Genomic DNA, 26,780 nt, shown 5'->3' with positions numbered 1-26,780 from the left:
ATCAGGCTGGCAATGAGTTGACTTCCTACCCAACTCGTGACCGGCAATGTGGGAGGCGGAGAACGCCGTCCTGTGCAAGCAGGTCCGCGAGCCGGAGGAGGAACACCCGATGCCGTCACTCCCGTCTCGGACACCACAGCCCGACCTCCTGCGAGAGCTCCTTCCGAACGACACCACCCACTGACTCAAGCCGCATGACCCGTGTTCCGGAACCGACGTCAAGGCCCCGGCGCGCAGCGGCTCAGCCCACGTCAGGGCAGGAGTGGTCCCGTGGTGAGTGGGAGGACGGCCCCGCCCGCGACGCCGAGGACGAGGGAGGCGGCGCCTGCGGTGTAGGCGGTGGCCGCGGACCAGCGGCCGGAGACGGCGAAGGCCGTGGCCGGGGGCTCGGCGGGGGTGAGCCGGAACAAGGGAGCGAGCCAGCGCAGGTAGTAGAAGAGGGAAGCGACGGTGTTGGCGACGGCGAGGGCGGCGAGCCAGGTGAAGCCGCCGTCGACGGCCGCGCTGAAGATCTCCAGCTTCCCCAGGAAGACGCCGGTGGGCGGGGTGCCGACCAGGCCGAGGAGACAGACGACGAGGACGGCGGCGAGACCGGGGTGGCGGCGGGCGAGGCCGCGGTAGTCGTCGAGGGTGCGGGCGTGCGGGAGTTCGGTGACGACGGCGAAGGCGGCGAGGTTGGTGGCGGCGTAGGCGGCGAGATAGAACAGCAGGCTCTTCTGGGCGAGGTCGCTGCGGGTGGCGACGGCCAGGGCCATCAGGAGGTAGCCGACCTGGCTGATGGTGGAGTACGCGAGCAGGCGCGTGACGGAGCTCTGGAAGAACGCGGCCAGGTTACCCAGTGTCATGGTGACGGCGGCGATGACGGCCAGAAGCAGGGGCCAGTTGATCTCGGTGCCGGGCAGGGCCTGGTGGAGCAGGCGGAAGCCGGCGATCAGGCCGCCGATCTTGGGCAGGGTGGTGACGTAGGCGGCGACGGGGGTGGGGGCGCCCTCGGTGACGTCGGGGACCCAGAAGTGCGCGGGTGCCGCCCCCGCCTTGAACAGGAGGCCGGCCAGGACGCCGATGAGCCCGACAGCGACCAGCCCGTACGCGGCGGTGGGCAGCGCGCTGTTCAGTTCGCGGTAGAGGGTGGCGTGGCCGGCCGCGTACAGGAGAGCGGTGCCGGCGAGCATGGTGGTGCCGAGCAGGGCGCCCATGAGGTAGTACTTCAGGGCGGCTTCGGTGCCGCGTTCGTCCTTGGCGTAGGCGGCGAGGGCGTAGGCGGGAATGCTGGCGAGCAGGTAGGCGGCGAACAGCGTCAGCAGGTCGTTCGCGCCGATCAGGGCGAGGGTGCCGACTCCGGTGAGCAGGAGGAGCACCCAGTATTCGGTTTCGCGCTTGTGGCCGCGGACGGTTTCCACGGACATGCCGACGATCAGGAGCAGGGCGCCGAGAACGGTCAGGCGGCCGAAGCCGGTGGCGGTGTCGACGGCGAACACGTCGGCGAAGACGGTCTGTTCACGGTCGGTGGCCAGGGTGACGCCGGTGGCGACCAGACCGGCCGCGCAGGCGGCTGCCGCCAGGACGGCGATGATCCACTGCCGTCGGCGGGGCAGCCAGGAACCGGCGAGCAGGCCGGTGACGGCGGTGCCGAGCAGGGCGAGTTCGGGGACGAGGGCGGCGAGGTTCTCGTTCACCGGGCCACCAGTTCGATCACCGTGCGGCTGGCGGGTTCGATGACGTCCAGCAGCCAGCGCGGCATGACGCCGATCACCAGCGCCACCGCCAGCAGCGTCACCGTCGGGAGGGTCTCGGCGCGTTCGAGGTCGCTGATACCGGCGGTGGGGATGGTGCTCGGCAGTCGCGGGACGCCGAGGAACATCGTGCGCAGGGCGCGCAGGAACAGGGCGGCGGTGATCAGGATGCCGGTCAGGGCGATGGCGGTGGCGACCGTCCGGGAGGCCAGGGAGCCGGTGAAGATCTGGAACTCGGCGATGAACCCGGAGAAGCCGGGAATGCCGATACTGGCGAACGCCGCGACGGCCGTGACGCCGGCGAACCGCGGGGCATGCGCGGCCAGACCGGAGTAGGCGTCGATCGCGTAGGTCCGCCCCCGGTCGTAGAGCACGCCGGACAGCAGGAACAGGGCGCCGGTGATCAGGCCGTGGCTGACCATCTGGGTGACCGCCCCGGTGACCGCGAGGGAGCGGGCCTGGGCGTCGGTGCCGGCCAGCGTCCCGGCGGCGCCGACGGCGAGGACGACGTACCCCATGTGGTTGACCGAGGTGTAGGCGATCATCCGCTTGAAGTCGGTCTGCGCCAGGGCGACCAGCGCCCCGTAGACCACGGAGACGGCGCCGACGACGACGAAGACCAGGGCGTACCGGCGCCAGCTGCCCGGCAGGAGGGGCATGGCGATGCGGACGAATCCGTAGGTGCCCATCTTCAGCAGGATCCCGGCGAGGATCGCCGAGCCGGCGGCGGGGGCGTCGGTGTGGGCGGGCGGCAGCCAGGTGTGGAACGGCACGGTCGGGGTCTTGACCGCCAGTCCGACGCCGATGGCCAGCAGCACGAGGCCGGCGTACGGGCCGCGGCCGGCGAGCGGGTTGGCGCGGGTGAGGTCGACGAGGTCGAAGGTGTGGGGTTCGGCGGCGAGGTACAGGCCGATGAAGCCGAGCAGCAGCGCGAGCGAGCCGATGAAGGTGTAGAGGAAGAACTTCAGCGCCGCCGCCCTGCCCCGCTCGCCGTGGCCCCATCCGGCGATCACGAAGAACATGCCGACGATGGACAGGTCGAAGAAGACGAAGAACAGGATCAGGTCCTGGGCGACGAACAGGCCCAGGCTGACGGTCTGCAGGAACAGGAACAGACACACGTAACTGCGCACCCGCTGCCGCTCCTTGAGGGAGTACACGGCGACGGCGAGGAACAGCAGGCAGGTCAGCGCGACCAGGGGCAGGGACAGGCCGTCGACTCCGACGTGGTAGCCGACCCCGGCGCCGGGGATCCACCGCACCCGCTGCTGGTACTGCATCCCCTGCCCCGGGTCGAAACCGGTCCAGACGGCGACGACCAGTGCGAGGTCGACGGCGGCCGTGGCGATCCACACCCGGATGTACGTCCTGTCGGAGAGCGTCCGCGGCAGGAGCAGCAGGAGCGCGCAGACCAGCAGGGGCAGGAACGTGACGACACTCAGCACAGGGCTACCTCACCAACAGCACGATCAGGACGAGTACGGCGAAGCCCACGGCGGCCTGGGCGTAGTACTGGTGCAGCAGCCCGGTCTGCGGCCGGCGTGCCGCCCGGCCCAGACCGCGGGCGCCGGCGGCGACCGCGTCCACGGCGGCGTCGATGCCGCCGTCGTCCGCCCGCCGGGCGAGCCGGGCGCCGGCGAGCCCGCCGCGGGCGGTCTGCCGTACCGCGGCGTCGATGCCGTCGTCGTCCACCCGGCCGGCGATCCTGGCCGTGGCGAGTCCGCCGCGCGCGATCTGGCGCACCGCGCCGTCGACGACGCGGTCGTCGAAGGCGGCCAGTGCCCGCGCCAGCCCCAGGACGGGCCGTACCACCACCGCGTGCGCGGCCCGCTCCAGGTGCAGCCATCCCATCGCCCATCGCACCACCGGACGCGGCACGGGCGCCGGGCGGGATGCCCACGCCCAGGCCAGGCCCGCGGCGGCGAACGCGACTCCGGCGCTCAGGCCCACCTCCCACGGCTTCGGCGCCGGCTCGTCCGGCGCCCCGACCAGCCGTTTCAGCCAGGACGCCGGTCCGGGCAGGGCCAGTACTCCCAGCACGGCGGCGGCGAAGGTGAGAGCGAGCAGCGGGGCAGGGGTCGTGCGGGCGGTACGCCGGGTGCCGTCCCGCTCGGTGTCGTAGCCGGCCCCGGGGTCCTCGGGCAGCGGCCGGGTGACGTACCACAGGGCCTTGATGCTGTACACGGCGGCCACGGCGGCCGCCGCCAGCCCCACGGCGTACAGGCCGGTGCTCTCGGCGTACGCGGAGGCGAGGACCTCGTCTTTGGCCGCCCACAGCGACAGCGGCGGCAGTCCGGCCAGTGCCAGCGCGCCGACGGCGAAGGCGGCGCCGACCAGACGGTAGGTGCGGGCGGCGCCGCGCAGGGCCGGCAGGTGCTTGGTGCCGAGCGCGGTCAGCCAGGCGCCGGCGGCGAGGAACAGCCCTGACTTCGTGGCGGCGTGCGCGATGAGCTGGGTGGTGCCGGCGGCGATGCCGCCACTGCCCGCGGCCAGCACCATGAACCCGAGCTGGGACGAGGTGGACGCCGCGAGCAGTTGCTTCAGATCCCGCTGGGCGACGGCGACCACGCCCAGGCAGAGGGCGGTGACGGCGCCGGTCCAGGCCACCAGCGGGCCGGCCCAGCCCGTGGCGGCCAGCAGGGGATGAAGGCGCAGCAGCAGGTAGGCGCCGGCGGCGACCATGGTCGCCGAGTGCAGCAGCGCCGACACCGGACTCGGGCCCTGCATGGCCCGCGACAGCCAGAACGAGAACGGCAGCTGCGCCGACTTGCCCAGCGCGGCCATGACCACGCCTCCGGTGATCACGTGCAGCCATGGCGAGGTGGCGTCCGGGAGAACCTGAAGGTCCAGCGAGCCGGCACCGCCGGCGATCGCCGCGCCGGCGGCCAGGTACAGGCCGAGGTCGGCGGTACGGGTGGTGAGGAAGGCGGTGTCCGCTGCCCGTGCCCGCTCCGGCCGGCGCCACCAGTAGCCGATCAGCGCCCAGCTGGTGGCGCCCATCACCTCCCAGGCCATCAGCAGCAACGGCAGCGTGGTCGCCGTGACCGTGGCCAGCATGGACCCGGAGAAGACCAGCATCAGGCCGAAGAGCCGCCCCCGGTTCTCGTCCGGTCCGAACTCGCCCGCGGCGAAGGCCAGGACGGCGGTGGTGACCGCCGCCACCGTGACCACCATGAACGCGGACAGCCCGTCCACCGCCAGACCCGCCCGCAGCCCGGCGAACAGCGGCGCGCTCGATTGAGGCCGGGCCACCGAGGCGGCGACCGCCACACCGAGCGTCGCCACGGCCACCGCCACACCGAGAGCGGGAACCAGCCGGTTGCAGCGGGTTCCCGTCACGCCCAGGACCGCTCCCGCGCCGAGGGGGAGGGAGATCAGCAGCCAGATCACCGCGCTCATCCCTTCAGCTCGTCGGCCATGTCGGTCATGTCGACCTGACGGGCGCGGTAGATCGCGGTGGTCACGGCGAATCCCATGGCCATCTCCACCGCCATCGCGACCACGGCCGCCACGATCACCACCTGGCCGCTCGGCGCCCCGGGGGCGAGGAAGTGCCAGAAGTCGGCGGCCGCGACGATGACGCCGCCGATCATCAGCTCGACCCCCATCATGATCATGACGATGGACTGCTGGGACAGCGCACCGAAGAGGCCGGTGGAGAACAGGCCCGCGGCCAGCACCAGGATCAGTTCGAAGGTCACCGGCCCACCCCTCCGCCGGCCGGGTCCTTGGCCGGCCGCTGGTCGAGGCCGTCGCCGAAGCGGTCGTAACGGCCCCGGTGCGTGGCGAGGACGGTGGCGCCGACCATGGTGGCCAGCAGCACGAACCCCAGGATGACCATGGTCAGCATCTGTTCGGCCATCAGCGCCCTGCCGACCTGGAAGGTCGTGTCCCGGGGCCGGGACCCGGTGCGGCCCGGCCAGGGCACGAGGAAGATCCCGGCGACCAGCGCCGCGAAGACGGCGCCGCTGACGGCGAGCGCGCCGCGCTTGTTGTGCAGCATCGACATCGGCATCAGACCGGCCGGGTTCATCATGTAGGCGATCATGAACACGGCCATGATCACCATCTCCATGACCATCATCAGCACGATGACCACGCCCAGATAGGGCAGGCCGAGTACGGCCGTGACGCCGCCGACGCAGACCAGGGACGCCAGCAGTGAGAAGGTGACCCGGGCCATCGAGTTCAGCGTGAACACCAGCACGCCGAAGACCAGGGCGAGCACTCCCAGAGCCACCAGCAGCACGGTGTCGGTCGTGCCCATGAAGCGGTCCTTCCCTTGTCCTATCGGTGGAGATTCACCAGAGCCGGCACCAGGGCCTGCACGATCGTCAGCGGGATGAGCACCACCCAGGCGAACTCCACGTACCGGTCCGCGCGGACCACCGGCAGCCGCCGCAGCACCCACACCAGCAGACCGAGTACCAGCAGCGTCTTGACCAGCGACCATGCCCAGGACGGCAAGCCCGGCCCGGCCCCACCGCCCAGGAACAGCGGCACGGCCATGGCCGCGCCGGACGCGAGCCACAGCCACCGGCCGGCCTGGAGCAGCAACCGGTCCGCCCCGGACACCTCGCCCAGGACACCGCCGGCCAGGTCGCGGCCCGCCGGATAGGCGAACGGGCCCAGGAAGCTGAACGCCAGCACACCGGCCAGATAGGCGGCGAAGGCGACCGGCATCCACACCGCGTACCACAGCCCGTCCTGCGCGGCGGCGATGTCACCCACCCGCAGCGACTCGGCACCGGTGGCGGCGGAGATCAGCGCGAACATCAGCGGCAGCTCGTAGGCCAGGCCCTGAGCGAGGAACCGGTACCCACCGATCAGGGAGAACGCGGCGTTGGGCCCCCAGCCGGCCAGCCACAGCCCGGCCCAGACCAGCACCTCCATGGCGTTGAACCACACGATCCCGACCGACGGATCGGCGACCGCATGGCCGCCGAAAGGGATGACCAGCGTCGACAGCACGGCGGCCACCGGCACGGTCACCACACCCGTCCGCCACAGCAGCCGGTCCTGGGCGGGCAGCCGCCGCGGCTGCGCCACCAGCGCCCGTGGCACACCGAGAAACGGTCGCACCGCGCCGGCGACGCCGACGGGCCGGCCCGCGTCCCTCGCGTCCAGCACCGCGTTCCCGGCCACCGCCAGCGCCGCCAGGACGACCAGCAGTCCCGGAGCGGCCAGCAGCGTCCACCACTCCCCCGCCTCAACCACGCGCCACCTCCACCACGCCGCGGGAGACCAGTTCGTCCGGGTCGGGGTCGAGACTGGCCACGACGAGGCGGGCGGCAGCAAGCTCGGCTCCCTCCAGCAACCGGGGCAGCAGCGCGATCAGGGCGGCCGACGGCGGGTGTTGGGCACTCCAGGGACCACGCGGGCTGTCCTCCACCGCCACATCCAGAGGCGCGGGGTCCTCCAGCCGCGGCAGGTCGTGCCGGATGTCGGCAAGCCACTGCCGGTAGCGGGAGGTCACATCTCCGCCGGCCCGCGCCGCCGGACCCCCCACCCCGGCCTCCCGCGCCTTCCGCGCCGTGACGACGCCGATGCCGCGGGTCAGCCACGCCAAGGTGCGGGACCTGCCGACCCTGCGGGTGAAGCGCTCCAGCCGAGGCGCCACAGCGGCACGAGGCGCGCCGGACAGCAGGTCGTCCCGCAGCCGCCGGGCCCGCACCGCCTCGGCGGGCCAGCCCGCCACCGCCAGTAGCCGCCCCAGGCTGTCGAGATGCGCTGCCGCGCGCCGGCGCACCGCCTCCCCCACGGGTACCGGCTCACCCGAGGACGCCCGGAGCCACGGCTGCACCCAGAAGGCTTCGGCCGCTGCGTCGTCAGATGGCCTTGCCGGTTCGTCGACGTCGACCCGCTGGACCACGTCGCCTTGCAGCACCAGGCGGACCGTCAGGCCCGCGGTCCAGTCGGCCAGGAAGGGCCCCAGCGGCAGATGCAGCTGATCCAGCGTCAGGCCGTCACGGTCCGCGCCCTGCTCTGCCATCGGCAGCCCGCCCGGCATGTCCGTCTGTCCGCCGGCGTGACCGCCATGACCGCTGTGTCCCCCGTGGTCACCGTGACCGTCGGCGTCCTGGCCGTCGTGGGGCTGGCCCCCGTCACCGTGCCCCGCTGCCTCGTCCTGGCCGGCCGCGTGCGGGGCGTGCTCGCCGTCGGGCCCGCCGTGGGCGTCATCCGCCCGGCCGGCCTCCCCCTCCCCGACACCGTCACCGTCGTGGCCGGGAGCCTGGTCATCACCTTCGTGCCGCTCCCGCGGGCCGTGTTCTGCCTCCCGGTGTCCGCCCGCTTCGGCCGGGGGTGCGGCCGACTCGTGCTGGACGGCCGGTGAACCGAGGAGGGCACGGCCGGCGTCCAGCGCGGCCTCCACCTCATCAGCCGTACGGGCGTGCACCCGGGCACGCGGTGCGGGCATGTCACGCCACAGCCGCTCCAGCGCCGTCCGCAACTCCAGGAGGTCGGGGCCGGCCACGAGGAGGAGATCGGCCTGCGCCGGAGTGGACGCCTGTGGCCAGTCGCGCGCTCTCAGCAGTCGCTCAGCAACCAGCCGGACCGCTGCCCCGCCCGGCACGGTCGCCAGCAGCACGCGCGGTCGCGCCGCGGTGGCACGCAGGGCCAGGCCGGTCAGGTCCATCGCAGCGCGCCCTCCCGCCACGCGTAGACGACCCCGGTGACCAGGACGGCGAGGAAGACGAACATCTCGATCACCGCGCTCGGCCCCATGGCGGAGATCACGCGCGTCCACGGATACATGAAGACCATCTCCATGTCGAAGGTGAGAAACAGCATCGTCACCGTGTACCAGCGCACATGGAACCGGCTCACCGCGTGTTCCGTGGGCTCCAGCCCGGACCCGAACGGCGCCGCGTCCGGCGTGCCGGAACCGATCCGCGCCGCCCACGCCGCCCCGTACACACCGCCGACGGCGATCAGGGCGATGCCGAGCAGCGACAGGGCCGCCGTCGTGCCGCTCATGCGCCCTCACCCGCCCGGGCGGCGACCGAACGGCCGGACGAGCCCGGCAGGATCCGGTCGCCGCGCCCCGCGTGCGCCAACGTCCTCTCACTCACGGCCATGCGATGCCTCCTCGGGACATGACTGGCGCGCCGCGTACCCCCGGGGTGTAGCGGGCATTCCTTCACGGACCATCCGGCCGCTTACCCGCCGGCTCGTGTGCGGCACGGGCGGACCCGGGGACCAGCAGGCTGCCGCCCCACCACTGTCGGGCCCGTTCATCCCGAATGCGGTGGAGTGGACACGCCTGCTCGCAGCGACTGCACGCTCGGCGCCCATGCAACAGTGCTCGTGCCGGCCGACTTGGCGCTCACACTCGTCGCCCGGCTCTGCAGACGGTGGCGCACTCGTCCGCGCGGCTGCTGTCCGCGCCGTGGCACTTCTCCCGGTCCACCCGCCCGAATCGGCAGCACGGGTATCGAGCGTGCCCGGACAGCAGTGGTCACGACAGAAGCCTCCAGCGGTGTCCAGCGACGACTGATGCCGTCCACGTAGGGGTAACACCGCGCCGGACGCCGCAAACCGCCGAGTGCTTCGTCGGCCACCGCTCGGCCTCGACCGCACGGTGCGTTGAACGGCGGCAGCTCTACGGACCGGGTGTCGTCGTCGTGTCCTGGCCTCCCGGACGGCAGCCTGCGGGCCTACTCGTCGGACACCGCTGTCACGCTCCTGTCACCGACTGCGTCGCTCCCCCGGGTCTGCAACGCCCTGACCGGGTATGACGCGCTCGTCCAGGGCTGGCCAGAACGCCCGCGGACGGTCTCTACCACCTATGCCATGTCGTAGCGCAGGACTCGCACGCCAACACCACAGATCATGGACCAAGGTCCGGACCAAGTCGGCTCAGCAGCAGACGATTGCACCCTTTTTGTCGCCGGTCAGTGGCGACGGCGAGCGTGCACCACCAGCAAACGAAGAACCTGCTGACCTCAGCATCGAATCAGGCCGCTTCCCACATGCCTGCTTCTGTGAGCTGTTGACGTGCTCGCCCGTTGAATATTCGGTCATCCGGCGCTGCGGGGCAGCCACTGCTTCGCGTATTCCGCGACCGTCTTCTGCCCCAGTCCCCGGCGCGCTTCCGCGACAGACGGCGCCGTGCGCTTCTTCTCCGCACAGATCTGCGTCAAGCGCTCGATCGCATCGTCCTGCGTGTCGAACCCGCCCTCCTCGACCTGCTTCCCCAGACCGTTGCGGAAGCGGATCGTGTACGGGCGTAGGCACCGCGTCGGCCTGACACAGCCGCAGTCCGTGAAGAACGAGCCCATACCGCAAGCAAGTTGACGAGCCACGTGACGCACCTTCCGAGCGGGAGCCGGGCTTTTGCGCCCAGGCCCCCCGCCACGGCGGTCACCAAGTCAGCAAGCCAGGACGCCCTCGCACCCGATGCTGACCATTTGCTGACCCGAGCGACCCTACTACGCCTCTGACCTGCACAAACACCCAGATGCTAGATCTTGGACTTGAACATCGTTCGCAGCACTTTGGACTCCTGGAAGACGGCTCCCTGCCTGCTTTGTCCAGGTCAAGGGCGGTCTTCACCGTACACGGGCACGCCTCCCGGTCGAAGACCTTGCGGAACATCGTGCACCGTACCGAGCAGGCTTCCCGCCTGGGCTTCTGTGCGAGGCAGGCTGTGGTGACGCCGCAGACCGGGCGCTTGTCCGGGCAGCCGTCTCGGACAGTTCGGGGACTGGTGCCGATCAGGTGCCGACTTACCTGACGGGACATCAGGAACGGGAGAGGTGGAGAACGAGCGACTCGGCCACGCCCACATCGGCGTCACAACCGGCGCCTACGCCCACGTCCGACTCCGCCTGCAACGCCAAGCCGTCGACACCCTCGGCATCGCCCTCAACTCAACCGACGACGGCCCTGACGACTCGCCCGCCACAGCAGTTGTCCGCTGACGTTGCCGTCACCGTTGCTCAGGGACCTGCGGGCGGCGGCGCGGCTCGACGCAGTCGGCTGAACGGCGCGCGTCGGCCCTGACCCTCTGCGCCGCTTCCCGCCCGGGCGGCTGCCGTGCGACCCGAGCCACCGCGTCCCGCCCGAGTGTGCGAGGGCTCGTGCGGCGGACCGCCATGCGCGGCCACTGATCCGGTGCGCTCCGGAAACCGGCATGCGCGTTAGCGTGATCCTCTGCCGCATGGAGTGTCCATGGGCCGGGTCGGCCCGCACGAGGGTCTGCGACGGAGAGTGACGGAACTGCGATGAGTGAACTGACGAAGCCCGAGGTCGACGTCCCGGAGGGTGCCGCGCCTGCCGAACTGACCGTCCGGGACCTGATCGTCGGGGACGGGGCCGAGGTGAAGCCGGGCACGGTGGTCAGGGTCCACTACGTCGGGGTGACCTTCGAGACCGGGAAGGAGTTCGACTCCTCCTGGGACCGTGACCAGCCCTTCAAGTTCGCACTGGGCAGCGGCAGGGTCATCAAGGGCTGGGACCGGGGGTTGAGGGGGATGAAGGTCGGCGGTCGGCGCGAGATCGTCGTTCCCCCGCGTCTCGGCTACGGCAACCAGTCGCCCTCGCCGTTGATCCCGGCGGGCTCGACCCTGGTCTTCGTGGTGGACCTGCTCGACTCGTACTCCGCCGGCGCAGGCGGCTGGAGCAACGCCCGCTGACCCGGACCGTTCCTGTTTCCGCGCCCTCGCCCTCGCCCTCGCCCCGGGCGTTCTCGTCATGGATCCGCGCACCCGGATCCTCCGCCCACTCCAGCGCCCACGCCTTGAGTTCTTCGATCTGCCGGGAGGTGAGCCCGTACACGGTGCAGTCCTCGTCCTCGTACCAGTCCGCGCCGATCAGCCGGTCCCGGAGGTCTTCGAGGTCGAACTCGTCGTGGGCGCGACGGCGGCCCAGGGATTCGAGGTCTGCGGTGGAGCGGTGGCGGGAGGCGGCCTGGACGTCGATAGCGATCCCGCAGCACCTCGGCACGGGGGGCGGTGATCGTCGCGTCCATGCATCCGGTATCGCTGCCGGGAGGCGGCATGGCGGATACGGGGCTCCCCTGTCGTACGTACGAGTCGGGCGCCGCACACTCCTCCCTCGGGCATCTCCCATTGAGCGCGTTCCATCCTGAGAATCGCAGGTCATGGGCCCTGGTGTGGGTCGTGGCCGGTGGGCTCCGGCTGGTCGGGGGCGAGATCGGCAGGACGTGATCGTCTGTCACGGGTGAGGTCGGGCGGTCCGAGGCGGGCCCGGCGGCCGGCCGCGTAGGTTCCGCGGCATGACGGATGTGCTGACGTGGACGGTGCAGCAGCGGCTTGAGCTGGAGGAACGTGCGGAGCTGTCGCGCACGGAGCCGGCCGGTATCTCCTCCGCCCGGCCCGGCCGGTCCAGCGAGATCAAGGAAGCGAACCGGCTGATCAGCCGCGAACGCGCCGCCGTCGAGCACGGGTTCGCCCACCTCAACTCCTGGCGCATCCCGACCAGGGTCCGCGCGAACGCCCGCCACGCGACCACCCTCCTGCGGGCCCTCCTCGTCCTCGCGAACACCGGGTCCAGAGGTGACCGACGATCCCCCCCACTCGCACCTGAAACAATGGCGATCAGGCACAGCGGGGCGGCGCGATCGGTTGCGCACCGTTCTTGCCGCGGCTGGGGAGGACGGTGCTCGGCGACAGTGTGGCTGAGGGCGGCGATGCCGTCGGAAGACGGGCTGAGGATACGGAGTGCTGCTGTTCATGCGGTTTCGAAAGAGCGCTGTCATCGCGGTTGTGTGTGCCTTGGTCGCTGGTGTATCGGGGGACCGTGCCGGCACCTCCGCGCCCGCAGGGGGACCTGTGGAGGACCTCCTGAACGGCAGGGACTGGGCTCACTTCGCCGGCGGGAAGCCCACGCACACAGGGGTACGGGTCACACCCCTCGACCGGCGCATCACACGCCAGGACGGTACCGGCGGACAGCCGAACCCACCGGTGAACCTGCGCGGTCCCCACCTGGTGTTCCGAGGGGATGTCCGGATCGAAGCCGGCCTGCGGCGTACGGATGACACGGATGCCTACCTGCATCTGTACGGTGAGACGCCGGTCGTCTACGACGAATGGCGCCACGAACGGCGCGGCGTGCGCATCGGCGTGGTCGGCGGGAGGCTCCGGATCGACCGCTGGGACGGGGACTCCGACAGACCTGCGATGACCCGGACCTTCGGGAGCGGCCTGGGGCTCGAAGTCCGCCTCGCCGTCGAAGTCCGCGCGAACAGGCTTGTGCTGGAGGCCGACGGCAGGGTCGTGGGAACCGTTCCCGCACGGGACGTCTTCGGCAGTGGCCGCATCTGGTTCGGCGCGGATGCGGGAGCCCTCGGGAAGGGCTGGACCCTCAGCGATCTCCACGCGCGGTCACTGGGACGGGGCCGGATGTCCGTCGTGGACGCGCCTGGCCTGCAAGTGCCCCGGTCCAGCGATGCGATGCGTGATCTGGCGGCGGTTCTCCCACGCCCGATCCGTATGGGAACCGCCCTGGCCGCGGGCCCCTTGCTGACTGACAGCGCCTACCGCCGGACGGCGGGTGAGGAGTTCTCCATGCTTACGCCGGAGAACGACTTCAAGCCGCAGTTCGTCCAGCCTCGACGCGGCGTGTTCGCGTTCGCGGAAGGCGATACCTTGGTGGACTTCGCCGAGGCCAACAGGATGAAGGTGCACGGCCACACCCTCGTCTGGTTCGAAGCCCTGCCCGCATGGATGCGTACCGAGATGACGCACGAGCAACGCAGGCGCGTCATGGTGGAGCACATACGCGCGGTAGCGGACCACTTCCGGGGGAAGGTGGCGGAATGGGACGTGGTGAACGAGCCCATGTCCGACGAGGATGAGGACTACTCCAACGGCAACCGGGGCGTGCGGCCACAGTTGTGGTTCGAAGCGATGGGTGAGCAGTACATCGACATCGCCTTCCGTGCTGCCCGCGAGGCCGACCCGCACGCGGTGCTGTACCTCAACGAGTACGGGGTGGAGGAGGACGGTCCACGCTGGGATGCCCTCTACGCGCTGCTGATCCGGTTGAAGGAGCGGGGCGTTCCGATCGATGGCGTCGGTTTCCAGGACCACGAATACGCCGTCGGTGACCGTACCGACCCCGAGGTCTTCCGACGCAAGGTCCGGGCTTTGGCCGGGCTCGGCCTGAAGGCCCGGGTCTCGGAGGCGGACGTCCTCGTCGACGAGGACGAAGAGGACGTCCAGGCCCGCCAGTTGGCGGGGAAACTCGCAGTCTGCGGCGAAGAACCCAACTGCACCTCGTTCTCGACCTGGGGTTTCACCGACAAGTACGGCTCCACGGCTGACCTGCGGCACTATCCCCCGAGTCCGGGAAACGCTCTTCCCTGGGACGCGACGTACGAGGTGAAACCCGCCTACTGGGCACTGCGTGACGTCCTGGACGACGCTCGCCGCTCAGGTACTGGACAGGTACGGCGAACACCGCGAACGACCAGTGGGACCGTTTCATCCTGATTCCGCAGTTCGCGGGGCTGGTGTGGTCCGGGAGTGACGGACTCCTGTTCGCCGGCTTGTGCGTGTTCGAGTGGATCTGCCGGCGCACCCGGTGGACGTGGTCGGCCACGACGTGGTTGACGTTCACGATCCGGACGGCGCCGGGCGGCGCGACAACGGGTGGCTGCCGCGAGCACCGGGACGAAATCCGGAGGAGTCCCGCTTCTTCTTCCAGGACGGGCCGGACGTCCACGGTCCGTGGCATCGGCCGGCGCCTACGGCACGCTCCTGTGCCGCGCCCCGGCAGACGCTCTTGGCCCTTTTCACACGGAGCCGTCGGTCGTACCCGGCGCTTCCGCCGCCCGCCGCACCGGATCAGCCCTTCCGCGCCCATGACCTGCATGAAGGGAGTGAGGACGGGGCAGACGAGCCGCCTGGACATATGGAGGATGCCATGACCATGACGGAGCAGCCGGTCGAGACGGCTGGGGAGGAAACCGCCTGCTGCGCGCGCCACGACAGCCACGGTCCGAAAGCCGGTGCCGAAGCGCCGGAAACACCGCGTGAGCGGGTCAACCGCCGCTGGAACGAGATCCTGCAGGAGACGCGGGTCACCCAGACCGGCGTGCAGATCCTCTTCGGGTTCCTGCTCAGTGTGGCCTTCACCCCGCTGTTCCGGGAGTTGGGGACACTGGACCACGCCATCTACGTCACCACCGTGGTGCTCGGCGCCGCGGCCACCGGATCTCTCATAGCGCCCGTCTCCATCCACCGCTTCCTGTCCGGACAGCGCATGAAGGACGAGGTGGTCGAGGCCGCCTGCCGCTTGATGATGTGCGGCATGGTCCTCCTCGCGCTGACCATCGGCTGCACACTCCTGCTGATCCTCCGTTTCGTGGTCCCCGGCGTCCTCGCCGAAGTACTCGTCGGCGCGGTCATGCTGTGGTTCGGCCTGTGCTGGTACGCGCTGCCGCTACGCCTGCGGCACCGCGCCGCTCGGCGCTCGCGCACCGACGGCGCATGACGCTCCGGGGGCACACGGGAGGGCGGGGCACCGTCGGCTCGTCACCGAAGCGCAGGGATTCCGCCCGGTCCTCCACGTCGGACTTACAGGCGACAGGACCTGCGAGGGAGGGGAGCTCGACGGTGTGGTCGGCGCGCCGCTCCGGAGGTTCGTCTCGGTCCGTCGGCGCATCTGCGAAGTGGCCGGCGAAGGAGTTCCCGGCGTTGTCGACCGGAGCGTAGATGTGTCCGAAGCGGCCGTCGGCCGTCGGCCGTCGGCGAGGGCCTCCCGGGCGTGTCCGTCTCCGGACCGCGTCCGGCGCCGGCGCCGAGGACGCCCTTGCCCGTCAGGAGTTTCCTTCAGGTGCCGTGTTCCGGCACCCGGTGCGGCGGGTACTCGTGCGTGGCCTTCGGTTTCATTCGTGTACGGGGCTTTCGCCCGGGACACCTGTCACCGATCACGACATCCGCGGACCGTCGGCACAGAAGGCGGTACACCAGTGAGCACACGACGTGGCACGGCCCTGGTGACGGGAGCCTCCTCCGGCATCGGCGCGGCCTATGCCGGACGGCTGGCCTCCCATGGGTGGGACACCGTCCTCGTGGCCAGAAGGGCGCGGCGGCTCGACGACCTCGCGCAGCGACTGCGCGAGGCGACGGGCACCGTGGTGGAGACCCTCGTGGCCGATCTGTCCGAACCCGACGACCTGGCACGGGTGACGCGGCGTGCGGCGGGCGACGACATCGGATTCCTCCTCAACAACGCGGGGATCAACGGCTACGGTCCGTTCGCCGGACTCGAACCGGAGCTCATGACGAAGATCCTCGACCTCAACGTCCTCGCCGTCACCGCGCTCACGCGGGCCGCGGTCCCGGCCATGCTGGAACGCGGGCGCGGCACCCTGGTCAACGTGGCCTCACAGCTGGCCTTCGCGGGCGCGCTGCCGCCGCATCCGCTGCCCGAACGCGCGGTGTACGGCGGCACCAAGGGCTACGTGGTCACCTTCACCCGCACGCTCGCCGCCGAACTGGCCGGCACCCCGCTGCGGATCCAGGTGCTGTGCCCCGGGCTGACCGCCACCGAGTTCCATCGGTCGCGTGGCGACAAGCCCGTCCCGGGGCGGAACCAGTCCGTGCACGAGGACGGCGGCATGCCCGTGGACCAAGTCGTCGACGCGTCACTGGCCGCGCTGGACACCGGCGAGGTGGTGTGTGTGCCGGGGCTCGAGGGCCCGGCCCCGATCGACGGTCTGGCAGCGGCCGAACTGGCGATCCGCACGGCGGCCCGCCGGGGCGGGAGCTGACCCGGCTCGTCCGCACGGCGGACGACCGCGTGCCGGCGGGGCCGGGGCGGGACAGCCGGAACCGGCCACAGGCCGTCGCGGGGCCGAGAGACGGGGCGGACTCGCCGCTGCGGGACACGACCACGGCACGGGTGACGCCCGGCGGTTCGGGTACCACGGACGGTCAGGAGGGAACACCATGACGCGCGTGAAGCAGTACGCCGTAGCCGCCACCGGACAGTGGACGGACCGGGAGGAGGGCCGCCGCCGGCTGCCCGCGGGCGAGGTGCACGCCTGGGAGCCGGGCCTGAACCAGACCGTTTGCGGGTTGTCCCTGAGCCGCTCGGAACTGATCCGTTTTTCGCATGTGGTCTGGCAGGACACCTTCCCCGAATCCGGAGGCGCGGCGGACCGCGTCCGGCGCGTGTGCCCCCGCTGTGCCTCTGTCGCAGGACGCCGCGGCAGCGACGCCCGTCCCCGGTGGCGCCGCACGAACCCCCGACCGTGAGCGACTGGGCAGGAAGCCCCGTCCGTCAGCGGCACCGCACGGACAAGGGCCCGGGCCGGACCCGTCGGTCGTCATCCGTGCGTCCGAAACCGTGTCTCCACCGAGGTCGGACTCGTGGCGCCGTGGGGGCTGACGGCTGATCGTCCGATGCGCTCGCCGTCTCAGCCGGACCGGCCGGTGGAGGGACCGGTGGCTCTGTCCGTGCCGTGGAAGCGGCCCTGGTCGCACCGGGCGTCGATCTCGGCGTCGTCCTCCTCGCTCAGTTGCGCATCCAGCGCGACACCGATGACGCGTCGGGCGCGGGCCAATCGCCGAGCGACATCCCGGTCGGCGACGAATGTGCCGACGGTGTACTCGTCGGCGGTTCCGGATGCCTGGCGGGATCCGAGTCGGTCGAGGGAAACGACGAACTCGTTCAGGTCCTGCAGGACTGCCACGACCTCGTCGAGGGGCATGCGGATCTCTCGGGAGGACATGTCCATCAGCCGGTTCGACTCCGGAGTCAGCACTCGGCCCGGATCCTGATCCCACTGGTCGGGGCTGATCCGGGAACGGGTGCGGCCACCGGTGACCGGACGAACTCGGCCGGACGGCCGGGCGGTCCACCGCGAGCTTCGACATCCTCGCGCCGGCTCTCACGGGCGAGGCGGGCTGACCGGCCGTTGTCCACGAGGGGGCCGGTCAGCGACAGGCGGTACCCGATAGTGACGGGCGCCTGCTCCTCAGCCGTGTCAGGCGTCGTTTCCGGCGCGTCCCGTGGCGAGCAGCTGCGTCTCCCAGCCGAAGGCGACGCCGGTGGCGCCCCCGTGCTGGAGCAGGACCTCGGTCAGGGCCGGGAGCGTCTTCTCACGCGCGTAGTCGCGCTGCCACTCACTCATCACGGCCAGCCAGGTGATCGGTACCACTCCCGCCTGGACCATGCGCCGTACGGCCATCTCATGAGACTCCTTCGAGGCACCGCCCGAGGCGTCGGTGACGACGAAGACCTCGAAGCCCTCACCCGCCGCCTGTATCGCCGGCATCGCGACACAGACCTCCGTCCAGAGGCCGGCGATGATCAGCTTCTTGCGGCCGGTCGCCTTGACGGCGTCGACGACGCGCTCGTCCTGCCAGGTGTTGACCCACGTGCGGTCGATCGGCTTCTGCTCCGGGAACACATCCTGGAGCCCTTTGATGAGGTGGCCGCCACGCTCCTCCAGTACGGTCGTCAGGATGGTCGGCACGTCGAACAGCCTGGCGGTCTTGGCCAGGCCGACAGCGTTGTTCACGATCATCGTGGGTTCGTGGCTGTGCAGGTTGGCGAACTGGAACGGCTGGTGGTCGATCAGGACGACGACGCTCTCCTCGGGCGTCAGCAGCGCCTGCAGTCCGGACTTCGTCTCGTTGCTCATGGGGTCCCTCTCCGGGTCTTCGTATCCGTGGGTTCGGAGCACTCGGACGGACGCTGTCGATATCGATGCCGGAACACAGCCGTACGCGTCCGCGCGGTCACCCCGAGGCCGATTCGGCCGATCACCACGCCGCATCGGCTGACATCGCGTCACGAGCGGGCTCGGCCTCCGCATGAAGACGGCTCGCATACTCGGCGGCGGCCCGTCCGGTCGAGTTGATGATGTGTCATCTACATTAACATCGAAACTTGACGTGTCAACTAGATGCGTACACCCCCGCGCTCCGCAACACCATTGATGTGAAAGGTTGTTGCCAGCTCGTACGCCCACCTCGGACTCGGACCGGGGCCACGAAGCGGCGGGGTTCGGGGCGGGTGGGGTGAAGTGCGCCCGGTACACGGACGAACCGTCCGTGTCGTCCACTGCGCCTGCCCGGCCGGGGCCGACCCGGTCGTGGCCCCTCTGCCGGGAGGGGAAGGAGTCGGCAGGTCAGGTCCGCTCAGCCGAGCTGCGTCTTCAGCCACCGCAGGACATCGGGTGTGACCGGGTCCGTGATGTCCGCGAACTCATCGTGTCGCTTGAGGAACTTGGCGACGTAGGGGCAGACCGGGACGATCCGCATTCCGGATGCGCGCACGTCGACGAGTGCCTGCTGGACCAGCCGTGGGGCCAGCCCCTGGCCGGCGAAGGTCTCGTCGATCTCCGTGTGGAAGAAGACACGTCGCACGCCCAGGTCACGGTAGGCGGTCAGACCGGCACGTCGGCCGTCGACCAGGATCTCGTACCGGCGACCGGCGTCCGCACGCTCGACGACCGCGGTGATGGAGGGTTCGCTCATGGTGTGCCTTTCACAGGGGAGGTCAGCAGGCCGGCGGGTTCCGGCGCGGCGTGATGACGGCGTTCGGCTTCCGCGTTGCTCACCGAGAGCACCTCTCACATAATTTGGTTGTCACATCAACTATGATGCCACAGGGCAGGCCGCTGGCCGAAGCACCCGCACGAGCACAGGCCACTTCGAACGTGGCCCGAAGGAGGCCCCGACATGAGCGACCGCACCCACATCTCCCCGCCCCGCAGGGTCTTCATCGACAAACAGAGCCCCAAGGCCTTCCATGCCCTGGTGCAGGTCTCGGAGGCGGTCCGAGCAGCAGCCTCCGAGGCCGGGCTCGACCGCACCACCGTGGAACTGATCAACCTCCGCGTGTCGCAACTCAACGGCTGCGCCTACTGCCTCGACGTGCACACCGGAGCGGCCCTGCGCACCGGTGAATCACCGCGGAGACTCGGAATTCTGAGCGCATGGCGGGACACCGGCCTGTTCACTCCCTCGGAGCGCGCCGCCCTGGCCCTGGCCGAGGCCACAACCGATCCGGTGAACGCCACGGCCCAGGCATCCGCCTACGAGGCCGCCCGGGAGGTTCTCTCCGAGGACCAGATCTCAGCCGCGATCTGGGTGGCGGTCACCATCAACGCGTTCAATCGTGTGTCGATCATGAGCAAGCACCCCGTACCGCCGCTTCACGACAAGTAGAGGCGGCCGTCCACAACGAAACCGGTCCCGGTCTCGTTGTGGACGGGGACCGCCTCAGGGGCGGGGCAGGTTTCGCGGGTTGGCGCCGGCCAGGTCGAGCATCTTGCCGACGCCGCCGTCGAGCACTGTCCGGCCCGCGGCGAAGGCGGCGGCCTCCTCGTTCCGTACATGCACCCACTCGATGCCGTCGGTACGACGCACCGCGTCGACCACCGAGTTCAGGCTGTCACCCACCACGCCGTAGATCCGTGCCACGCCCGCCTGGCGCAGAACGTCCACCATCTGCTGGGCCACTGTCGGATTCCGCATCGCCGGCCTTCTCCCCTCGGGCTGCACACCTGTCCCACATGACTCTCGCCGGCCTCAATGTCGTTCCGCTCATCAACCCGCGGCCGCTCGGACTGATGGACGCCTGGAGCCACGACGACCGGGCCGGCTCAGCCGGGGAGACGGGTGAACTCGTTGCGGAGACGGCTGATGAGACCCTGAGCATCGAGCGTGGCGTGTTCCACCCCGGCGACGGTGATGAGGCCGCCGTCCGTCTTGCGTGCCGCGCAGACCCACTCGGCCCTGAGCGTGCCGTCATCAAGGACCGTGGTGTTCCAGAAGTGCTTCATCTCGGCGTGGGCGGCGAAGTGGGCACGGTAGAAGGCTGCGACGGCCTCACTGCCGTGCGCCGGCTCCGGACCGATCTCGACAGTCGCGTCCGCCGCGAAGAGTGCCAGCGCTTCGTCCAGAGCCGCTTCGTCATGGACCGCCCGGTCGGACAGACCCATGTAACGGTCCAGTGCGGTGGAGGTCGTGGTCATGATGGCCGTCACACTCTCTTCGTCATGTCGGGGTTCTTGAACGATCAGCCGGACGGAGCCGTGAGCACCGTCAGGGGCGCCGTACTCGGACAACCGCACGGCCGCGTCACTGACCGCAGGACCCCGCGTGGTCGCAGTACGGCTGGAGGCGGCTCTGCCCGCAGCCGCACAGCGTGACCCTGGTCTCGGCGCGTGCGCCCTGTGGCGTGTCCACACTCAGCTCCCCGCGCACGGTCAGCTGCCCGGTGGCACTGCGGATGATCGTGGTGGGCCGGTCGGGGGTTTCCGTCCCGCCCTCTGCGAGTTCGTACCGGAGCGCGCCCGAGGGACAGCGCCGCACCACTTCCGCCAGGCGTTCGGCCGTGGATTCATCCGGCTGGATCCACGGCCGTTTCGTCGGGTCGAACACTTCGGGCAGGCCATGGACGCATTCGGCGGCATGGAGGCAGCGCCTGGCCTCGAAGGTCACCGCGATCGCCTCCGTCCGGTACGTCTTCTGCTCGGATTCGCCACTCATGCCCGCCTCCGTCACTGTCGTGCTCGGCTTCTCAGTCACTGACCTTGCTGCGGGACTGGTACAGCAGGTCCTGGTAATCGGGGTGCCGGCTGATCCAGCCCGCGAAGAAGGGACAGGTGGCCAGCACCCGCAGGTTCGCGGTGCGTGCCTCGTCAAGGGCCGTACGAACCAGCGCGGACCCGACTCCCGCGCCCTCGTACTCCGCCTCGACCTCGGTGTGCACGAACGCGATGAGCTCCGTCGTACGGATGTATTCCGCGACGCCCGCCACCTTGGACTCTCCATCGACATGGGCCTCGTAGCGCTTCGCCTCGGGCGCGTCGCTCACTTCGACCGTCATGTGTCCTCCTTGTGGGTTTGATCCCGTTCGACTCGGCAGAATCCCGTCAGCCGGGACATCAACCTAACCCCATCAGGTTGATGTATCAACTTAACCGTCGACGAGGGAGCGAGCACGTGATGCGGGAGGACCCGCCGACACGTCCCGTGACTCGACCCGCAGGAGGCGCGGCTCCCGCCGCTCGTCCTCGCCTTGGCGCCGGACGGCTTCGGCACGTTCCCCACCCGCCCGGCAGGCATCGCTCCCGGCGCCTTCCGGCTCGCGCACCAAGGCCCGGTCCGTGCCGAAGCATCTTGGCCACGACGGACACGGCCTCGCCGGGGGTCACGTCGCCACCGCGAGTGGATGAGCTGTCAACAATTTCGTTAGACTGCCCTCATGGACGCACCGCCACGCTGGCTCGATCCGGAAGAGAAGGCCGCCTGGGACAACTTCATCCGCATGCAGGAGAAACTCATCGGACGACTGTCCCGCCGCCTGCAGGCCGACTCCGGGATGTCAGCCTCCGACTACATCGTGCTCGTCAGCCTCACCGAAAGGGGCGACGGACGGATGCGCCTCTTGGACCTGGCCAAACTCGTGGAGTGGGAAAAGAGCCGGATGTCCCATCAGGTCACGCGGATGGCGAAACGCGGGCTCGTGTCCAGGGAGGAATGCCCCGACGACGGACGCGGAGCGTTCATCGTCGCCACCCCGGCCGGTTACAAGGCGATCGAAGAGGCCGCACCCCAGCACGTCGAGCACGTCCGTCGGCTGTTCGTCGAGGCCCTGACCCCGAACCAGCTCAGCACACTCGCCCGGCTCAGCAAGCGCGTCCTGGACCACATGGAGAAGCAGCCGGACTGACCGGGCGAGGGGATACGGCTCCCCGTATCACGGGACGGCGGCCCGCGCACCAGCCCGGCAGGGACGTCCCGGTGCGCGGGCCGCCGGCCGAGTTCGCGACGGACGCGCCCATTGCCGAGCCACTCGTCCGGGGTCAGGGGGCCGGCCGGCAGGCCAGGCATTCCGCGGGCCTCCCCGAGCGTCGGCTGGTGTCTCCTGCCAAGGGCCTCGGAGGCCGTGGCCGACGTCCCGGTCGACGGGACAGTCACTCGCCGCTCTCACCCACGTCGTTTCGATCCGCCCGTCGGAACACGGCGCCGGGACGGCTTCGCGAAAATGCCACCGCCGTACCCTTGTGTCCGATGTTCGCTCGCCATCTGCGGGTACACGGCGACAAATTCACCGCGAGTGGTGGTGTGTTCCGCCAGCCGGTACCTGACGACATAGGCGTGATCACGCGTGCCACGCTCGGTGAAGCGTGAGGTCATCTCCCCGATGCATCGGCAATGTGACGCGGTGAAGCGCTGACAGGTACGGCCTCTTACCACGGCGGACGCGGCGCGGACACCACAGTGCGAAGATTGCAATTACGCATGGAGGACGAATGCGGCCAATAATTAAGGACTATCCGGCCGAGGCACTCGCAGATGTGAAGTCGGATACGTCCGGAGAGCCGGCGGGACACACCCCTGGGCTCGTGGCTGCGGACCCTGAGCACCTCAGCGCAGCCTTTGCCATGCTTGACGGAAAGACATATGGCGCCGGTGACATCGATATCGAGTTCACGATCCAATCGATCTCCAAGCCGTTCGTATACGCCCTGGCACTGTCTGATCACGGATTCGACTCCGTGCTCGCCAAAGTCGGTGTCGAGCCCTCCCGGGAATCATTCAACAGGACATCAACTGTTGGCCCAGGGCTATCGGGTCATCACTGAGCGTTTTCGGAGCGGCCACCGGTCGGGTGACGAGGTGGTCTCCCGCGACGCACAAGGCTCCTGTGCCGTTGAGAGAGGTGTTCGACGTCTCGACTCATCAGCACAGGGGCCTCGTTGGTTCCCCTTCCTGCCGCACTCGACCTGCCTCACGCCCTGGTCGAGTGGGTAACCGTGCTCATCGTCACCCATGAGGGTGACCGCCGCCGCAAGCTCCCGCCCCACCAGCGTGCTCTCGTCGCCCTGGTCCATCTTCGCCGGCACGACACGCTCACGCAGATCGCCACCGGGTTCGGCACATCCGTCGGCACTGCCCATGCCTATGTCACCACCATTGTCGACCGGCCCGCCCGCGCCGGCCTCGACGTAGGGGTGGGGCGGCGGGCCGTCGCCGGGAGGCGCGGGGGCGCCGGGTCCCGCAGTAGGCCACTGCCGCGGCGCAGGTCAGCAAGCCGGACACCGTCCGGCTTGCTGACCATTTGCTGACCAGGAGGCGGCGGTCAGGGCGCTGACCTGCGGAAACACCTAAATGCTAGACCTTGGACCTGAACATGGTACGAAGCATGGAGAAATCCCCGTTTTGTCTGCCCCCTGCCTGCTTCTTGCAGGTCAAGGGCGTTCTCCGGAGGTTACAACGAGCCGCGTGTCCGGTCGGCCGCTTCGGGTGTTCCAGGACTCACACCGCGTCGGGGCGGCGGTCCGGCCGGACGCCCGTGCCTCCGTCGCGTCCGGGGTATTGACGCCCTGTGAAACAAGTCAATAGTTTCAGTATCTTCGACTCACAGCCCACGAACAGCCCACGACCCGCACGGCACCGCGCAGCCACGTCATCCGGCTCACCGGCGGCATCGTCATCCCCACCCGTACGGCAGGGTGCCGGTCGACGCGGAGACCGTCCGCTTCTGCGATCCGACCGCTCGTGCCGCGAGCCGGTGGCCGCGATTCCGACAGGAGGGATCACCCATGGGCCGCTACAGCCGGCTCCGCCGCATCCAGCAGATGGATCCGCAGCGGGACTTCGAGCAGATCTACCGGTGGATCGTCCACTACGAGTTCCCCCGCGACTATCTCCACGGGACGTCGGTCGCGTTCCTGCGCGACTTCGGCGTCCCGCGCGTCTCCCGGCTCCTGGACCGCACCCAGGAGTTCGAACGCGCCGGTCAGAAGCGGTACGACGACACGGTGCTGATCACGTACGAGATGGTCCGCGAGGGGATGGACTCGGAGCACGGCCGGGCAGCCGCCCGCCACCTGAACCGCATCCACGGCCGTTACCGGATCCCCAACGAGGACTTCCTCTACGTCCTCGCCACCACGGTGGTGGGGCCGAAGCGGTGGATCGACCGGTTCGGCTGGCGGCGCCTGTCCGAGCAGGAGACCGAGAGCCTGGCGCTGGTGGGCCGGCGGATGGGCGAGATGATGGGCATCTCCGGCGTGCCCGGCACCTACGCCGCGTTCGAGCGGCTCCACGACGACTACGAGCGGGAGATGTACGCCTACGACCCCGCCAACCGCAGGGTCGCCGCGGCCACCCTGCGCATTCTGGCCTCCTGGTACCCGGCCCCACTACGGAGGCCGGCGTCCCGGATCGTACTCGGCGTCCTGGACGAACCGCTGCTGACGGCGCTCGGCTTCCGCCCGGAGCCGCGCTGGGTGCGGGCCGCCGTCCACCGCGGCTTCCGCGTCCGGGCCGCGCTGATCCGCCTGCTGCCCGGACGGCCGGAGCGGTTCCCGCGCAAGCCCAAGGCACGCACCTACCCCTTCGGCTGGACCCTGGACGACCTGGGTCCGCACTGGGCGCACTCCCGTCCGCCGGCCCCGCTCCAGGACGGGACACCGCCGGAAGGGGCCCCCGTTCCGGCGCGGCCGTCCGCCCCCCGTGCTTCCCGCGCTCCCCGTCAGGAGACCCGATGACCGACACCACCCCTGCCACCGCACCACGCGCCGCGACCTTCACCACGTACTCCCCCGCGACCGGCGAGCCGGTCGCCGATCACCCCGTGGACGGGCCGGAGGAGGTCTCCCGCGCCGTGGCCCGGGCCCGGACCGCCCAGGCCGGCTGGGCGGCGCTGCCCGCGTCCCGGCGCCGTGACCATCTGCTGCGCTGGAAGAAGGCGCTCGCCACCGACCTGGACGCCGTGGCCCGCGCCATCGCCGAGGAGACCGGCAAGCCGGCCGGTGACGCCGCGCTGGAGGTCGTCCTCACGCTGGAGCACCTGGGCTGGGCCGCCCGCAACGCCGGACGCGTGCTGCGCCGGCGGAAGGTGGGCACGGGACTGTTCACCGTCCACCAGCGGGCCTCGCTGGTGCACCGGCCGCTGGGCGTGGTCGGCGTGATCGGCCCCTGGAACTATCCCCTGTACACGCCGATGGGCTCCATCGGTTACGCCCTGGCCGCGGGGAACGCCGTGGTCTTCAAGCCGTCCGAGCTGACCCCGGGCACGGGGGTCCTGCTGGCCGGGCTCTTCGACTCCGCCGTGCCCGGGCACGCCGGGCTGCTCACCACCGTCACCGGCGCGGCGTCCACCGGGGACGCCCTGGCCCGGTCCGGGGTCGACAAACTGGCGTTCACCGGTTCGCCGGGGACGGCCCGCAAGGTGATGGCGGTGTGCGCCGAGACGCTGACGCCGTTCCTCGCCGAGTGCGGCGGGAAGGACGCGGTGATCGTCACCGCGGACGCGGACCTGGACGCGGCGGCCGACGCGATCGTGTGGGGCGCGCTGAGCAACGCGGGGCAGACCTGCGCGGGGGTGGAGCGCGTCTACGCGGTGCGTGAGATCCACTCGGCGCTGTGCGAACGGGTGGTCGAGCGGGCCGGGGCGCTGCGTCCGGGTGCCGGGGCGGACGCCTCCTACGGCCCGATGACGCTGCCGGGCCAGGTCACGGTCGTCGAGCGGCATGTGACCGGTGCGGTCGCGGCGGGTGCGCGGGCCCTGCTGGGCGGGCCCGAGTCGGTGCGCGCTCCGTACGTCGCGCCGGTGGTGCTGACCGGCGTTCCGGAGGACGCGGCGGCGATGGCGGAGGAGACCTTCGGGCCGGTCGTGGCGATCAACCCGGTGGCCGACGTGGACGAGGCGGTGGAGCGGGCCAACGCCTCGCGTTACGCCCTGGGGGCCGCGGTGTTCTGCCGCGGCGGACGCGCCGGTGCGGCGATCGCGGCGCGGCTGCGCGCGGGGGCGGTGTCGGTGAACTCGGTGCTGGGCTTCGCCGCGGTGCCGGCGCTGCCGTTCGGCGGTTCACGGGACTCCGGCTTCGGGCGGATCCACGGCGAGGAGGGGCTGCGCGCCTTCGCCTCCGTGCAGTCGACGACGGTACAGCGGTTCACCCCGCCGGTCGCGCTGACCTCCTTCGGGGTTCCGGCCGCCACGCGGGAGCGCGCCGTGCGGCTGGCGCGGGCACTGCACCGGCGCCGCTGAACGGCCGGGCGGCGTCCCGCCGGCCGGGGCCGTCCGAGCGGACGGTCCCGG

Annotated in this window: 26 protein-coding genes and 2 pseudogenes; 12 read left to right on the top strand and 16 right to left on the bottom strand. The window is 70.5% G+C overall.

The window, feature by feature from the left end; all coding sequences use genetic code 11:
- Nucleotides 1-251: 251 nt before the first annotated feature.
- The 9 genes from ACFV5H_RS11260 to ACFV5H_RS11220 all read right to left on the bottom strand — a co-directional run bounded on the left by ACFV5H_RS11260 (nucleotide 252) and on the right by ACFV5H_RS11220 (nucleotide 10,015).
- Nucleotides 252-1,676, bottom strand: coding sequence for an NADH-quinone oxidoreductase subunit N (locus ACFV5H_RS11260; protein WP_385194207.1), 1,425 nt, complete (start codon nucleotides 1,674-1,676; stop codon nucleotides 252-254).
- On the bottom strand, nucleotides 1,673-3,178 hold the full coding sequence (locus ACFV5H_RS11255; protein ID WP_385194205.1) for a NuoM family protein: 1,506 nt from the start codon (nucleotides 3,176-3,178) through the stop codon (nucleotides 1,673-1,675). The genes ACFV5H_RS11260 and ACFV5H_RS11255 overlap by 4 nt, the downstream gene beginning before the upstream one ends.
- 4 nt (nucleotides 3,179-3,182) lie before the next feature.
- Nucleotides 3,183-5,132 (bottom strand): NADH-quinone oxidoreductase subunit L, encoded by a 1,950-nt coding sequence (locus ACFV5H_RS11250; protein WP_385194203.1) that lies wholly within the window; start codon nucleotides 5,130-5,132, stop codon nucleotides 3,183-3,185.
- The gene (locus tag ACFV5H_RS11245) at nucleotides 5,129-5,434 is read right to left on the bottom strand and encodes an NADH-quinone oxidoreductase subunit NuoK (RefSeq protein ID WP_385194200.1); all 306 of its coding nucleotides are present in this window, start codon (nucleotides 5,432-5,434) and stop codon (nucleotides 5,129-5,131) included. The genes ACFV5H_RS11250 and ACFV5H_RS11245 overlap by 4 nt, the downstream gene beginning before the upstream one ends.
- A complete protein-coding gene (locus ACFV5H_RS11240) occupies nucleotides 5,431-6,000 on the bottom strand; it encodes an NADH-quinone oxidoreductase subunit J (protein WP_385194198.1) in 570 nt (189 codons plus the stop codon). Before ACFV5H_RS11240 ends, ACFV5H_RS11245 begins: the two co-directional genes overlap by 4 nt.
- Nucleotides 6,001-6,020: 20 nt before the next feature.
- The gene (locus tag ACFV5H_RS11235) at nucleotides 6,021-6,950 is read right to left on the bottom strand and encodes an NADH-quinone oxidoreductase subunit H (RefSeq protein ID WP_385194196.1); all 930 of its coding nucleotides are present in this window, start codon (nucleotides 6,948-6,950) and stop codon (nucleotides 6,021-6,023) included.
- On the bottom strand, nucleotides 6,943-8,370 hold the full coding sequence (locus ACFV5H_RS11230; protein ID WP_385050893.1) for a hypothetical protein: 1,428 nt from the start codon (nucleotides 8,368-8,370) through the stop codon (nucleotides 6,943-6,945). Before ACFV5H_RS11230 ends, ACFV5H_RS11235 begins: the two co-directional genes overlap by 8 nt.
- Nucleotides 8,361-8,711: an NADH-quinone oxidoreductase subunit A gene (locus ACFV5H_RS11225; protein WP_385194193.1), complete on the bottom strand. Its 351-nt coding sequence runs from the start codon at nucleotides 8,709-8,711 to the stop codon at nucleotides 8,361-8,363. Before ACFV5H_RS11225 ends, ACFV5H_RS11230 begins: the two co-directional genes overlap by 10 nt.
- 1,043 nt (nucleotides 8,712-9,754) lie before the next feature.
- Nucleotides 9,755-10,015: a hypothetical protein gene (locus tag ACFV5H_RS11220; RefSeq protein WP_385050897.1), complete on the bottom strand. Its 261-nt coding sequence runs from the start codon at nucleotides 10,013-10,015 to the stop codon at nucleotides 9,755-9,757.
- Between the two features lie 477 nt (nucleotides 10,016-10,492).
- Between ACFV5H_RS11220 and ACFV5H_RS11215 the strand changes: the two genes are divergently transcribed.
- The 6 genes from ACFV5H_RS11215 to ACFV5H_RS11190 all read left to right on the top strand — a co-directional run bounded on the left by ACFV5H_RS11215 (nucleotide 10,493) and on the right by ACFV5H_RS11190 (nucleotide 16,966).
- On the top strand, nucleotides 10,493-10,657 hold the full coding sequence (locus tag ACFV5H_RS11215; RefSeq protein WP_385194191.1) for an integrase: 165 nt from the start codon (nucleotides 10,493-10,495) through the stop codon (nucleotides 10,655-10,657).
- 303 nt (nucleotides 10,658-10,960) lie between these two features.
- Nucleotides 10,961-11,371, top strand: a complete 411-nt coding sequence (locus ACFV5H_RS11210; protein WP_385050901.1) for an FKBP-type peptidyl-prolyl cis-trans isomerase — start codon at nucleotides 10,961-10,963, stop codon at nucleotides 11,369-11,371.
- Nucleotides 11,372-12,418: 1,047 nt separating this feature from the next.
- Nucleotides 12,419-14,194: an endo-1,4-beta-xylanase gene (locus ACFV5H_RS11205; RefSeq protein ID WP_385194189.1), complete on the top strand. Its 1,776-nt coding sequence runs from the start codon at nucleotides 12,419-12,421 to the stop codon at nucleotides 14,192-14,194.
- Nucleotides 14,195-14,627: 433 nt separating this feature from the next.
- Nucleotides 14,628-15,197, top strand: a complete 570-nt coding sequence (locus tag ACFV5H_RS11200) for a DUF6328 family protein (protein WP_385050905.1) — start codon at nucleotides 14,628-14,630, stop codon at nucleotides 15,195-15,197.
- A 478-nt stretch (nucleotides 15,198-15,675) separates the two neighbouring features.
- A complete protein-coding gene (locus tag ACFV5H_RS11195) occupies nucleotides 15,676-16,479 on the top strand; it encodes an SDR family NAD(P)-dependent oxidoreductase (RefSeq protein WP_385194187.1) in 804 nt (267 codons plus the stop codon).
- Nucleotides 16,480-16,657: 178 nt separating this feature from the next.
- Nucleotides 16,658-16,966, top strand: coding sequence for a hypothetical protein (locus ACFV5H_RS11190; RefSeq protein ID WP_385050909.1), 309 nt, complete (start codon nucleotides 16,658-16,660; stop codon nucleotides 16,964-16,966).
- Between the two features lie 161 nt (nucleotides 16,967-17,127).
- Here the strand turns inward: ACFV5H_RS11190 and ACFV5H_RS11185 are convergent, their stop codons facing one another.
- The 3 genes from ACFV5H_RS11185 to ACFV5H_RS11175 all read right to left on the bottom strand — a co-directional run bounded on the left by ACFV5H_RS11185 (nucleotide 17,128) and on the right by ACFV5H_RS11175 (nucleotide 19,195).
- A complete protein-coding gene (locus tag ACFV5H_RS11185; protein ID WP_385194184.1) occupies nucleotides 17,128-17,421 on the bottom strand; it encodes a hypothetical protein in 294 nt (97 codons plus the stop codon).
- Nucleotides 17,422-17,697: 276 nt separating this feature from the next.
- Nucleotides 17,698-18,357 carry a hydrolase gene (locus ACFV5H_RS11180; RefSeq protein ID WP_385050913.1) on the bottom strand — a complete coding sequence of 220 codons (660 nt, stop codon included), beginning with the start codon at nucleotides 18,355-18,357 and terminating at the stop codon, nucleotides 17,698-17,700.
- 499 nt (nucleotides 18,358-18,856) lie between these two features.
- Nucleotides 18,857-19,195 carry a GNAT family N-acetyltransferase gene (locus tag ACFV5H_RS11175; RefSeq protein ID WP_385194182.1) on the bottom strand — a complete coding sequence of 113 codons (339 nt, stop codon included), beginning with the start codon at nucleotides 19,193-19,195 and terminating at the stop codon, nucleotides 18,857-18,859.
- Between the two features lie 204 nt (nucleotides 19,196-19,399).
- On the opposite strand from ACFV5H_RS11175, the gene ACFV5H_RS11170 reads away from it, so the two are divergent.
- A complete protein-coding gene (locus ACFV5H_RS11170) occupies nucleotides 19,400-19,888 on the top strand; it encodes a carboxymuconolactone decarboxylase family protein (RefSeq protein WP_385050917.1) in 489 nt (162 codons plus the stop codon).
- Nucleotides 19,889-20,020: 132 nt separating this feature from the next.
- On the opposite strand, the pseudogene ACFV5H_RS11165 reads toward ACFV5H_RS11170, so the two are convergent.
- The 4 genes and pseudogenes from ACFV5H_RS11165 to ACFV5H_RS11150 form a co-directional block, all read right to left on the bottom strand.
- Nucleotides 20,021-20,197 (bottom strand): annotated as a pseudogene (locus tag ACFV5H_RS11165) (thiamine pyrophosphate-binding protein); the annotation flags it as partial.
- A 128-nt stretch (nucleotides 20,198-20,325) separates the two neighbouring features.
- A complete protein-coding gene (locus ACFV5H_RS11160; protein ID WP_385050918.1) occupies nucleotides 20,326-20,697 on the bottom strand; it encodes a nuclear transport factor 2 family protein in 372 nt (123 codons plus the stop codon).
- Nucleotides 20,698-20,803: 106 nt separating this feature from the next.
- A complete protein-coding gene (locus ACFV5H_RS11155; RefSeq protein WP_385050920.1) occupies nucleotides 20,804-21,214 on the bottom strand; it encodes a (4Fe-4S)-binding protein in 411 nt (136 codons plus the stop codon).
- A gap of 31 nt (nucleotides 21,215-21,245) precedes the next feature.
- Nucleotides 21,246-21,554 carry a GNAT family N-acetyltransferase gene (locus ACFV5H_RS11150; RefSeq protein ID WP_385050922.1) on the bottom strand — a complete coding sequence of 103 codons (309 nt, stop codon included), beginning with the start codon at nucleotides 21,552-21,554 and terminating at the stop codon, nucleotides 21,246-21,248.
- Between the two features lie 378 nt (nucleotides 21,555-21,932).
- Here ACFV5H_RS11150 and ACFV5H_RS11145 point away from each other — a divergent pair, with 378 nt between their 5' ends.
- The 5 genes and pseudogenes from ACFV5H_RS11145 (at nucleotide 21,933) to ACFV5H_RS11125 (ending at nucleotide 26,729) form a co-directional block, all read left to right on the top strand.
- Nucleotides 21,933-22,400 (top strand): MarR family winged helix-turn-helix transcriptional regulator, encoded by a 468-nt coding sequence (locus ACFV5H_RS11145; protein WP_385050924.1) that lies wholly within the window; start codon nucleotides 21,933-21,935, stop codon nucleotides 22,398-22,400.
- Nucleotides 22,401-22,983: 583 nt separating this feature from the next.
- Complete coding sequence (locus tag ACFV5H_RS11140; protein ID WP_385194180.1) at nucleotides 22,984-23,316, top strand: glutaminase; 333 nt, start codon at nucleotides 22,984-22,986, stop codon at nucleotides 23,314-23,316.
- A 114-nt stretch (nucleotides 23,317-23,430) separates the two neighbouring features.
- Nucleotides 23,431-23,649: pseudogene (locus ACFV5H_RS11135) on the top strand (transposase family protein); the annotation flags it as partial.
- 627 nt (nucleotides 23,650-24,276) lie between these two features.
- The gene (locus ACFV5H_RS11130) at nucleotides 24,277-25,227 is read left to right on the top strand and encodes an oxygenase MpaB family protein (RefSeq protein WP_385194178.1); all 951 of its coding nucleotides are present in this window, start codon (nucleotides 24,277-24,279) and stop codon (nucleotides 25,225-25,227) included.
- A complete protein-coding gene (locus ACFV5H_RS11125; protein ID WP_385194176.1) occupies nucleotides 25,224-26,729 on the top strand; it encodes an aldehyde dehydrogenase family protein in 1,506 nt (501 codons plus the stop codon). Before ACFV5H_RS11130 ends, ACFV5H_RS11125 begins: the two co-directional genes overlap by 4 nt.
- Nucleotides 26,730-26,780 lie beyond the last annotated feature (51 nt).

The sequence above is a fragment of the Streptomyces sp. NPDC059787 genome (assembly GCF_042732315.1).
GTDB classification, from domain to species: Bacteria; Actinomycetota; Actinomycetes; order Streptomycetales; family Streptomycetaceae; genus Streptomyces; species Streptomyces atrovirens.
This window is presented reverse-complemented; position numbering and strand designations above follow the sequence as displayed.